The organism is Pontiella sp., assembly GCF_041622395.1.
Taxonomy (GTDB): Bacteria; Verrucomicrobiota; Kiritimatiellia; order Kiritimatiellales; family Pontiellaceae; genus Pontiella.
In genome coordinates, this window is record NZ_JBFJYW010000127.1 from 1 (window position 1) to 10,147 (window position 10,147).

A 10,147-nucleotide genomic window follows, 5' to 3' on the forward strand; every position below is an offset into this window, starting at 1 on the left:
ACGACGACCAAAAGACGATGGCCCTGTTCGGCGACGCGGCGACCGCATCGCTGGTCAGCTGCGAGCCGCGCCCGGGCAACCTCGGCGTAAAGCTCAACCGCCCGTTCCTCTCCGCCACCGGAGTCGACGCGAAGGTGCTCTACGTTCCGAACATGGGCAGCGGCGAGGTCATCGAAATGGAAGGCCTGACCGTCTTCAAGCTGGCCGTGCGCAAGATGATCGACATGCTCGACAACGCCTGCCAGGAGCGCGGCATCACCGTCGCGGAGCTCGATATGATCGTGCCGCACCAGGCCAACGAGCGCATCATCGAGGCCATCCGCAAAACGATCAAATGCCCGCCGGAAAAGATGTTCAACCACATCCGGAAATACGGCAACACATCGTCGAACACGATTCCGATCGCGCTCACCGAGCTGGTTCCCACGCTGGCCTCCGCCTCCAAGATCGGCCTGACCGCCTTCGGCGGCGGCTTCACCTTCGGCGCGGCAGTCATCGAGAAGGTGTAGGCCCCGGCGACTGCTGGAGGGTCGCATGCCGTGCGACCTGGCGGTCAGCGACCGACCCACCACCGATGCCCGATCGTTTTCGTATCTGGCATTATTCGTGTTCTGGATACGCTTTGCCGTGCTCGTACAACTTTAGCCGATCCATGGCGCGCTCGATGTGGATCGAGTACTTCGTACCTCCAAACCGCTTTTCATTATACCTAACGCATCTTTTTTGAAGTTCAATCGCCCGATCAAACTTTCCCGCCCGAGCATAGGCTGCCGCCGCGGAACCGAGGAAAGATCCGTTGCTTGGTTTTTTCGCGATCAATCGATCGGCATACAGCAAGGCGAGTTGCGGATCGTTTTTCTCCTTGTCGGGATTGGCGCCATAGTATTCCGCGAGGAGATTCAGGCTCATCATGTCATCATTTTCTTCGGCGGAAATGAGTAGCCACTTCAATGCCAGCTCCAACTGTCTGGGAGATCCATAGCCCCCGTAACACAAAATACCGAGCGTTGTTGCGCATCCCGGATGCCCCGCAGCATAGCCCTTTTCCAGAGACTCTATGGCCTTGGCGGCATTTTTTTCGACCCCTTCACCACCGTTCCAGTAGAGCCGTCCGATCTTTTCGTACGCCCTGACATCTCCTTTTTCGATGGCCAGTTGGTACAACTCCAACGCCTTGGGAAGATTCTTTTCAACGCCACCGCGACCATAGTGCGAATTCAGTCCCTGGGTAAAAAGGGGGGGCTCGCCCTCGTCGCGGCGGTCGACTTCAACCATGATCTTCGAACGTCCTGCTTCCGCGGAGGGCCCCGCGTACCGGATCTCCTTATTTTTGACGGTCCCGTTTTCCCGGAGATTCGCCAGTTCGTTCGTACTACCCGGATGTCCCGATTCCATCGCGCGAGTGAGCCATTTCTCTGCTTGAGTGAAATCCGGCTGAACTCCGATTGCCTCCTTGTACACCATACCCAGATTGAAACATGCGGGAGCACTGCCTCCCTCGGCGAGCTGTTGCAAGTGGTTCCGCATGCTCTCTCGGTGATCGTCGGTATAATACAACACATCCGAGTCAGGCGTATAAGCGCAGGGAATCAGATGCGCCCAACAAAATTCCTTCTCTTTGGAAAGCGATTTTGCCAACTCCAATGCCCGTTCATAATCCGGTTCCATGTCGTAACCAAACAACGCACTCAACATCATTGCACTCCGAGGATACGAGTCGGCTGGATTCATCTTCGCCGCCCGGTCGAATAGGGTATTTACCTCATCTGTTCGGCCTGAATTCCGTAGCTCCTGTGCTTTGAACATCAAGGCGAACGTATCGGTGGGATCAAGAGCATAGAGCTGTTCGAAAATGGCAACGGCCTCGTCTCCCCTTCTTGCCTTCAACAGAGCCCTGCCATACTGCCTCAAATAATCCGGATCTTCAGGTTTCAGTTCCACTGCTTTTTCATATGCAACAATCGCCTCTTCCAACTGGTTGAGATCCATCAGCGTGTTCGCCAAACCTTGATAAGTCCAAGCCCGTTCCGCCTGCTCGAGGGCGATGCGCCGGTGAACCAACGCGTCATCGAGACGACCGAGCGATTCCGTCAGAATATTTGCGTAGGTGTGATGCACCATGACGGGGCCCGGTTTCCACTCTTCAAGAATTCTCTCGTATGCTGCCGCGCCTTCCCGGGCGAAGCGCCTTTGCCCGCGGCACTGGATGGCAAAGAGCCACGTCAGAAACAGGTCGTCCGGGTTCTCTTCCATGACGCGCCGCAAAACGCCATATCCTTCGGAGACGTTCTTGTCGGCATCCATTTGAATCGCGGCCTGTGCCGCACGAGCCCTGGGGGATGAGTCCTCCAAAACCAAAACCCCTGCGAAATAGAGCATGGCCGATTGCTTATCCCAACGGCTACGCGCCATGACTCCGCGCTCGAAGAGCAACCGCGCGTCGGGCTTGAATTTGACGATGGTGCGCTCGAGCATATCCTCGGCTTCCGCCTGCCTGCCGTCCTTCAAGAGTTGGAGCACATAGGTGCGTGCGGTCGCGCGGTCGGCGGCGTTCGCCTCAAAACGCGAGCGGCGTACCTCCAAATCATTTTCGCGGAGAGCATGATTGAGAGAATCGATTTCGGCCATACCGCGGCATGCTGCGACCGCATCGAAGTTCATGGCCCGAAGGCGCCATGAAGAAGCGACCCTCCGGTTCTCTGTCACTCCCTTGCCGAATTCGCAGCAATGCGCCGCCGCCATGATCGCCTCGACACTGCCCTCGCCAACGGCCTGAACAAACAAGCCATACGCAACGGCAGCGTTGGTTGGATACGCATCCAACCCCTGCCGATACACCTTATCCGCGTCGGTGGTGGAAAAGGCCGCAGCGGCCATGCAACTCATTAGCCATGCAGCCATAATGTTTTTCATACCACTTCTCGCTTTCGATTATTTTGGAGATGCGGGTTCGCACCGCACGATGGTCTGTCCGTTGCGGCGTGCGATGCGCAATTGATTGCGGGAGGCATTGTAATCGACGATCCGTGCTTCGATCATTTGGCCATTTGCAGAAGTGAATATACGAAACGGACGCTCTTCGGCCGTTGGGGCGAACAACACGGCGAACAAGGCCAACCCTGTGAGGAAGCCTCTCATCCGTTTACTTTGCGTCGAATTCCTTGAGCATCTTCATGGCGGTGGTGTGGTTTTGGGCGGCGGCCTTGCGCAAGAAGGGGATCGCCTTGTTCCAATTGCGGGGGGTTCCGATGCCGTGGTAGTAGACCATGGCCAGGTTGAACTGGGCGTCGGCGTTGCCCTCCGCGGCCAAGGCGGCCAGGTGGGCCAGCAGCATCCGGCCGGGCTCGGGCGCGAGCGAGGTTTGACCGGCCCCGTTGATCTGCGCCTCCATGCGGACGAGCGCGGCATCGCCGGCTTTGGAATATTCGGCGTCGGAGGCGACGCAGAGATCGAACGCCCACTGGTAGTCGGGCCAGGTGCCATAGCCATAGAGCTTGGAATGGGCGGCGTATACGCAGGCCAGCGGGTTGGCCGGGTCCCGGCTGACGGCCCGGCCATATTTCGCGAATGCGTCGTCGGGCCGGCCCATTTTTTCGAGGGAGCGGCCGGCGAAGACCAAGCCGGAGACATCCTTGGGATTGAGCGTGGAGGCCTGGCTGAATTTTTCGTAGGCGGAGGCATAGTCGCCCATGAAGAAACGGCATTTGCCCCAATCCATCCAGAAAGCGGACTTGTAGGGATCCAGTTGGAGCAGGTTCGCGTAGGCGCGGTCGGCGGCGTCGTAGCGCCGCAGCGCCGCCAGGTTGAGGGCCAACTCCTGATAGGCCCACGGTTCCGGCTCCAGCTCGGTCACCAGCTTACGGTGCTCCAAGGCTTCTTCCGGTCGGCCGAGCGTGGTGGCCAGCAGGTCGGCATAGGTCCGGTGAAGCATGACGGGCCCGGTCTTCCACTTCTTGAGAATCTTCTTGAACTGGGCATCGCCTGCTCCCGCCTCCTTGGGGTAGGAGCGCGTTTCCATGGCATAGAGCCAGCGCACCAGAATCTCGTCCGGATTCTCGTCCACCAGGCGCTTGAGCGTCTTGAAGGAATATTCGGCGCCATAGCCCGAATCCATGGCCACCATGGCGTAGGCGGCGCGGCCCGGAACCGTATCGCGGCCCCGGACATGGGTTTTCGAAAACCATTGGTTGGCCCGGGCGTTGTCCAGCCGGCTGCGCAGCAGAACCGCATGCAGGAAGATCAAACGCTGGCTATCGGGAATCGTTCGATTCACCTCGGCCAACAGCCACTCGGCGTCCTTTTGGCGCCCCTTGGAAAGGAGATCGAGCGCCTCGTCGTAGATGCCGTGCGAGTAGGCAGGGTTCCGGCCCCATTCGATCGCATCGAAATCCACCGTGCCCTTATCGTCTTGCTTGGGCGATGAACAACCTGCCAGCAAAACCGCCAGCCCCAAAAAAATTACTCTCTTCATTCCTGCCTCTTTTCCCGAAGGATCTTTCGACTCGTGCCGCTGATGCGAGATAAAACGGGACAAGCAATAGCATGGCTTGCAGGGGCGTTTCGATTTTAAAAAGGCGCTCCTTTCGGGAGCCCGCCCGCCGCTCGCGAGCGGATCGACGGATCCAGGGGTGGCCGCCTCGAAGCCCGGATCGCGTGGGCGCGGGAAAGCGCCCGGATTCTGTTCAAAAACGGCACAGCTGTGACGCGCGCTGTGCCACTTTTTCACGCTTCGCACCGGCCCCGAAAACGCAAAAATCCGCCAAAACCAAGGGAAAACGGGCAACGGATTCGTTGGCACATTTTTTGTATAGGGGAAAGTCGTCAACCTGATCGACAGGCTTCCGCATGGTGCGGGAGCAGATAACGAAAGGAGTGCAAACATGTATTGGACCGATAACAGATCCTGGAGCCCGTTTGCGGAGCTGCGTTCTTTGCAGCGGGAAATGAACCGTCTGTTCGACGGCTACGAAGGCGGAACCGCCATGTCCCGCTTCCCTGCGCTCAACGTGTGGGGCAATTCGGAAAACGTGATCGTCACGGCGGAACTGCCGGGGCTGGATGCCGCCGATATCGACATCAGCGTCGTCAACAACCAACTGACGATCAAGGGCGAACGCAAGGGCGACAAGCCGGCGGAAAACGCCGTATGCCACCGTTGCGAACGCGAAACCGGCAAGTTCGTGCGCACGGTCCGGCTGCCCTATGCGGTCGAGAACGACAAGGTGCTGGCCGCTTTCCACAACGGTATTCTGAAGATCACATTGCCGCGCCATGAAGCCACCAAGCCGAAACGGATCGAAATCAAAACAAACTAGTCGACGCTCGTCCTCGATCCTCGAACAGGCGAGCGAGGACGAGAAGAAAAACCAAATTGGAACTGGAGGCGTTTGAAATGAAGGATAAACAGAACAACAGTCTCGAAAAAGTGAAGCGCGAGCAGATTGAACCTGCGCGCAACGAACAGACCTATGTGCCGGTGACGGACATCTACGAAAAGGACGATGCGATCCTCGTGCGGTGCGACATGCCCGGGGTGACGCAGGACCAGGTGGATATCCATCTCGACAACTACGAACTCGAAATTACCGGGAAGCAAAGCAGCGAAAAACCAGAAGGGTTCGACCTGCTCCTGGGCGAATACGGCACCGGGGTGTTCAAACGCAAGTTCAGCATCCCGCAGTTGATCGATCGCGACAAGATCCGCGCCCGGCTGCACAACGGGGTACTCGACATCGAGTTGCCCAAGGCCGAACAGGCCAAGCCGCGCAAGATCGAAATCACGACCGGCGCGTAAAGGAACGAAGGAGGTGCATGGCGCATGAAAGATAAATTGATTCCCTGGAAAAGGCAAAATGCGTTTCCGCAGCGGTGGCGCGACGAAGACCCTTTCGAGATGCTCCACCGGGAAATCAATGACCTCTTCGATCTCTACTACCACGGCGAACGCGGCCGCCGCAGGGCGGGATCTCCGGGCTTCGAACTCTCGGAAACCGACGACGAGATCCGCGTGCGGGCCGAGCTGCCCGGGGTGGACGAGAAAGACATCGCGGTGGAACTCGAAGATCACATGCTGGTCATTCGCGGCGAACGCCAGGAAGAGAAGGAAACGAAGAAACGCAATTACCATGTGTCGGAAATGAGCTACGGCAGCTACCGCCAAAGCATCCCGCTTCCGGCCGAGGTGGATCGCGATCAGGCGAAAGCCAAATTCAAGCGGGGCGTACTGACGCTCACGCTGCCGAAAACCAAACAGGCCCAAGCGGCCCGGAAACGGATTCCGGTGTCCGAAGGATAAACCGCCGGCCGGGGCGGCTTTGCCCGCCCCGGCCGAAGTAGAGAAAATGAATGTGGAAGACAAGCAGGGTGTGCTGATGATCACGCTGCCTAAAGAAAAACCGGAATAGAAACGGAAGGAGATGCGATGCTGGCACGGTTGGTCCACAACGCGTTCGCGTTTTATGAACTCGGGCTGTTCGCCTATGTGGTGTGCGGCTGGTTTCTGCACCCGGTCGCGCATCGGCTGCGCAACCGGCTGGCCCGCTGGTATGAACCGCTGCTCGGGCCCATCAGAAGCCATGTTCCCGGGCCGCGCTTAGGTATGGCCGTGATCGATCCAAGTCCACTGTTGCTCTTTTTGGGTCTGGCCGTGCTCAAGGGGCTGCTGCTCTCGATTCTGGTTCCCCCGGTTTGATTGAGGCAACATGAGTGTGAAATACAAAGACTACTATGAAATTCTGGGCGTCGAGCGCAACTCGAGCGATGCCGCCATCAAGAAGGCCTATCGCAAGTTGGCCCGGCAATTCCACCCCGACGTCAACCAGACGTCCGGCGCACAGGCGCGTTTCCAGGAAATCTCCGAGGCCTACGAGGTGCTGGGCGATCCCGAAAAACGCAAACGCTACGACCAGCTCGGCGCCAACTGGCAACAAGGGCAGGATTTTACGCCGCCGCCCGGATGGGAAAACGTCCATTTCGAATTCGGCGACAACGGCGCGCCGGGCTTCGGCTTTTCCGGACAGGGCGGCTTCAGCGATTTCTTCGCATCGATCTTCGGCGACATGGCGGACGGCGGCGCGTTCCACTCCGGGAAGGGGTTCCGCCGGTCGCCGCCGCAGGCGGCCAACGAAGAGGTGGAGCTGGCGCTTTCGCTCGAGGAGGCCTGGAACGGCGGCAAAAAACGCATTTCGGTCTACAATTCCGCCGGGGCGTCGAAAACCTACAACCTGAATATTCCCGCGCGCATCCGCGACGGCGCGAAGCTGCGGATGAAAAACCAGGGTAGCGCCGGCGACTTGATCGTGCGGATTTCCATCAAGCCCCACCCGCGTTTCCGGGTCAGCGGCGCCGATCTGGAAACCACGCTCAACCTCTCCCCGCCCGAAGCGGTGCTCGGCACGAAGGCGGAGCTGCCGTTGCTCAACGGGCGGGCCGAATTGCGGGTTCCCCCCGGAACCCCGTCCGGCAAAAAATTCAAACTCAAAGGACAGGGCCTCGGCAAACAAGGCGGCCGTTTCGGCGACCTGCTGGTGACCGTCGCCGTCGAAATCCCCGCCCAACCAACCCCGGCGGAACGGGATCTCTATGAAAAACTTTTGGCGTTGCGTCGCAACCGAAACTGACGCGCGCCAAATCAACTCAATGAAACCGGGCTGTGAAAGGTCGGCCCGTAAACAAACCACAAGGAGGTTAAGACCTATGAAGATAAGACCATTGGGAGGACGCGTCCTCGTTGAACCCGTAAAAAATGGAGAAGAGCAAAAAGGCGGGATCATCATCCCCGATTCCGCCAAGGAAAAGCCGCAGCAGGCCACGGTCGTGGCGCTCGGTACCGGCGAACCGGACGACCAGGGCAAGCCGCAACCCTTCAACGTCAAGGAGGGCGACCTCGTGCTGATGCCGAAATACGGCGGCACCGAGGTGAAGTTTGACGGAAAGGAATACAAGATCATGCGCGAAGACGAGCTCCTCGCGATCCTTGATTAACCTACTTGAAGGAGAGACAACCTATGGCAAAACAGATTGCATTTGATGTGGAAGCCCGCAGCGCCATGCTGGAAGGGGTCGAAAAACTGAGCAACGCCGTCAAGGTGACGCTGGGGCCGAAAGGCCGCAACGTCATCATCGACAAATCCTACGGCACGCCCTCCGTCACCAAGGACGGCGTGACCGTGGCCAAGGCGATCGAGCTGCCCGGAAAATACCAGAACATGGGCGCCCAGATGGTCAAGGAGGTGGCCTCCAAGACGGCGACCGTCGCCGGCGACGGCACCACCACCGCCACCGTACTGGCCGAAGCGATCTACCGCGAAGGGCTCAAGAACGTGGTGGCCGGCGCCAACCCGATGTCGCTCAAGCGCGGCATCGACAAGGCCACCGACGCCATGGTGGAAAACCTAGGCAAGCTGAGCACGAAGCTGACCACTTCCGAAGAGGTGGCGCAGGTCGGCACCATTTCGGCCAACGGCGACGAAACGATCGGGCGGCTGATCGCCGAGGCGATGGACAAGGTTGGCAAGGACGGCACCATCACGGTCGAAGAGTCCAAGACGATGGAGACCTCGCTGGAGGTGGTCGAAGGCATGCAGTTCGACAAGGGCTATCTTTCGCCCTATTTCGTGACGGAGTCCGAGTCGATGGAAGCGGTGCTGGAAAATCCCTGCATCCTGCTGTTCGAAAAGAAGATCGGCAACCTCAACGATCTGCTGCCGTTGCTGCAGAACGTGGCCAAGGGCGGGCGCCCGCTGCTGATCGTGGCCGAGGACGTCGAGGGCGAGGCGCTTGCGACCCTCGTGGTGAACAAGCTGCGCGGCACCCTCAACATCTGCGCGGTGAAAGCCCCCGGATTCGGCGATCGCCGCAAGGCCATGATGGAAGACATCGCCGTGCTCACCGGCGGTAAATTCATCACGGAAGATCTCGGCCTCAAGCTGGAGAACATCGGCATCGCCGATCTGGGAAGCGCCAAGCGCGTCACCATCACTAAGAACGACACCACCATCGTGGAAGGCGCCGGAAAACCGGAGGACATCAAAGGCCGCGTTGAGCAGATCCGCCGCCAGATCGAGGAGACCACCTCCGACTACGACCGCGAAAAACTGCAGGAACGGCTGGCCAAGCTCGCCGGCGGCGTGGCGGTCATCCACGTTGGTGCGGCCACCGAAGCGGAACTCAAGGAGAAGAAGGACCGGGTCGACGACGCGTTGCACGCCACGCGCGCCGCGGTGGAAGAAGGCATTGTGGCCGGCGGCGGCGTGGCGTTGCTCCGCGTCCAGAACGCGCTCGACCAGCTGGAGCTCGACGGCGACGAAGCCATCGGAGCGAAGATCGTCCGCAAGGCGGTCGAGGCCCCGCTGCGCCAGATCGTCGCCAACGCCGGCGGCGAAGGCGCGCTGGTGGTCGAAGCCGTCAAGAAGGGCTCGGGCAACTATGGCTACGATGCCGCGAAGGACGAATATGTCGATATGCTCGAGCACGGCATCATCGATCCGGCCAAGGTGACCCGCTTCGCCCTGCAGAACGCCGCCTCCATTGCCGGGCTGCTGCTGACGACCGAGTGCATGGTGACCGACCTGCCCGAGAAAAAGGCCGCCGCGGCCGCTCCGGGCATGGACGACATGATGTAACTCCAAACCACCCTCCGGCCCCATGCGGGCCGGGTTTACTCCCGAGCCGGCCGCCGGAACATTCCGGCGGCCGGTGCTTTTCCATAAAAACCCCGATTCGACCGGCCCAAGCCCCCCGATCCCAACCCGGCGGGTTCGGATGACATAATTTCCTTTTGGGCGAGATTATTTCATTTTTCGCCGTACACTGCGCAAATAATTTTCTTGGAGGCTTATAGGCATGTTGAATGATTTCGAAATTCGTACGGCGACCATCGATGATCTTGCGGGGATCTTTCATTTGGGGGAAAAGGTTTTCACTTCGCAGGCATATTCGAACCTCTACCGCACCTGGGATGAATATGAGGTGACGCATCTGTTCAACAGCGAGTGCGAGTATGTGCTGGTGGCCGTGTCAGAGGGAAAAGTGGTCGGCTTCGCGATGGGCACCGTCATTGAAAAGGCGCGTTCGGCCTGGAATTACGGTCATTTGCTGTGGCTGGGGGTCGATCCCGACTTTGCGCGGCACCGGATCGGAAGCATGC

General features: G+C 59.2%; 11 protein-coding genes. 9 read left to right on the forward strand and 2 right to left on the reverse strand.

Annotated features, from left to right (window positions below; genetic code table 11):
* Window positions 1–509: 3-oxoacyl-ACP synthase III family protein (locus tag ABYO54_RS08815; protein WP_372807882.1), on the forward strand; the 509-nt coding region annotated here is incomplete at its 5' end.
* A 91-nt stretch (window positions 510–600) separates the two neighbouring features.
* Here ABYO54_RS08815 and ABYO54_RS08820 read toward each other — a convergent pair.
* Window positions 601–2,913, reverse strand: coding sequence for a tetratricopeptide repeat protein (locus tag ABYO54_RS08820; protein WP_372807883.1), 2,313 nt, complete (start codon window positions 2,911–2,913; stop codon window positions 601–603).
* Between the two features lie 229 nt (window positions 2,914–3,142).
* Entirely contained in the window at window positions 3,143–4,471 is a 1,329-nt protein-coding gene (locus tag ABYO54_RS08825) for a hypothetical protein (RefSeq protein ID WP_372807884.1), read from the reverse strand.
* Between the two features lie 409 nt (window positions 4,472–4,880).
* On the opposite strand from ABYO54_RS08825, the gene ABYO54_RS08830 reads away from it, so the two are divergent.
* The 8 genes from ABYO54_RS08830 to ABYO54_RS08865 all read left to right on the forward strand — a co-directional run.
* Complete coding sequence (locus ABYO54_RS08830) at window positions 4,881–5,315, forward strand: Hsp20/alpha crystallin family protein (RefSeq protein WP_372807885.1); 435 nt, start codon at window positions 4,881–4,883, stop codon at window positions 5,313–5,315.
* A 77-nt stretch (window positions 5,316–5,392) separates the two neighbouring features.
* The gene (locus ABYO54_RS08835) at window positions 5,393–5,794 is read left to right on the forward strand and encodes an Hsp20/alpha crystallin family protein (protein ID WP_372807886.1); all 402 of its coding nucleotides are present in this window, start codon (window positions 5,393–5,395) and stop codon (window positions 5,792–5,794) included.
* 24 nt (window positions 5,795–5,818) lie between these two features.
* The gene (locus ABYO54_RS08840) at window positions 5,819–6,295 is read left to right on the forward strand and encodes an Hsp20/alpha crystallin family protein (protein WP_372807887.1); all 477 of its coding nucleotides are present in this window, start codon (window positions 5,819–5,821) and stop codon (window positions 6,293–6,295) included.
* A 126-nt stretch (window positions 6,296–6,421) separates the two neighbouring features.
* Window positions 6,422–6,691 carry a YggT family protein gene (locus ABYO54_RS08845; protein WP_372807888.1) on the forward strand — a complete coding sequence of 90 codons (270 nt, stop codon included), beginning with the start codon at window positions 6,422–6,424 and terminating at the stop codon, window positions 6,689–6,691.
* Window positions 6,692–6,701: 10 nt separating this feature from the next.
* Window positions 6,702–7,619, forward strand: a complete 918-nt coding sequence (locus tag ABYO54_RS08850; RefSeq protein WP_372807889.1) for a DnaJ C-terminal domain-containing protein — start codon at window positions 6,702–6,704, stop codon at window positions 7,617–7,619.
* Window positions 7,620–7,695: 76 nt separating this feature from the next.
* Window positions 7,696–7,983 (forward strand): co-chaperone GroES, encoded by a 288-nt coding sequence (gene groES, locus ABYO54_RS08855; RefSeq protein WP_372807890.1) that lies wholly within the window; start codon window positions 7,696–7,698, stop codon window positions 7,981–7,983.
* Between the two features lie 23 nt (window positions 7,984–8,006).
* Window positions 8,007–9,623 carry a chaperonin GroEL gene (groL, locus tag ABYO54_RS08860; RefSeq protein WP_372807891.1) on the forward strand — a complete coding sequence of 539 codons (1,617 nt, stop codon included), beginning with the start codon at window positions 8,007–8,009 and terminating at the stop codon, window positions 9,621–9,623.
* Between the two features lie 220 nt (window positions 9,624–9,843).
* On the forward strand, window positions 9,844–10,147 hold a 304-nt coding region (locus tag ABYO54_RS08865; RefSeq protein WP_372807892.1), incomplete at its 3' end, for a GNAT family N-acetyltransferase.

Coding starts and splice junctions, on each gene's coding strand:
- ABYO54_RS08820 (WP_372807883.1), bottom strand. CDS start 2,913: ATGAAAAACATTATGGCTGCATGGCTAATGAGTTGCATGGCCGCTGCG.
- ABYO54_RS08825 (WP_372807884.1), bottom strand. CDS start 4,471: ATGAAGAGAGTAATTTTTTTGGGGCTGGCGGTTTTGCTGGCAGGTTGT.
- ABYO54_RS08830 (WP_372807885.1), top strand. CDS start 4,881: ATGTATTGGACCGATAACAGATCCTGGAGCCCGTTTGCGGAGCTGCGT.
- ABYO54_RS08835 (WP_372807886.1), top strand. CDS start 5,393: ATGAAGGATAAACAGAACAACAGTCTCGAAAAAGTGAAGCGCGAGCAG.
- ABYO54_RS08840 (WP_372807887.1), top strand. CDS start 5,819: ATGAAAGATAAATTGATTCCCTGGAAAAGGCAAAATGCGTTTCCGCAG.
- ABYO54_RS08845 (WP_372807888.1), top strand. CDS start 6,422: ATGCTGGCACGGTTGGTCCACAACGCGTTCGCGTTTTATGAACTCGGG.
- ABYO54_RS08850 (WP_372807889.1), top strand. CDS start 6,702: ATGAGTGTGAAATACAAAGACTACTATGAAATTCTGGGCGTCGAGCGC.
- groES (WP_372807890.1), top strand. CDS start 7,696: ATGAAGATAAGACCATTGGGAGGACGCGTCCTCGTTGAACCCGTAAAA.
- groL (WP_372807891.1), top strand. CDS start 8,007: ATGGCAAAACAGATTGCATTTGATGTGGAAGCCCGCAGCGCCATGCTG.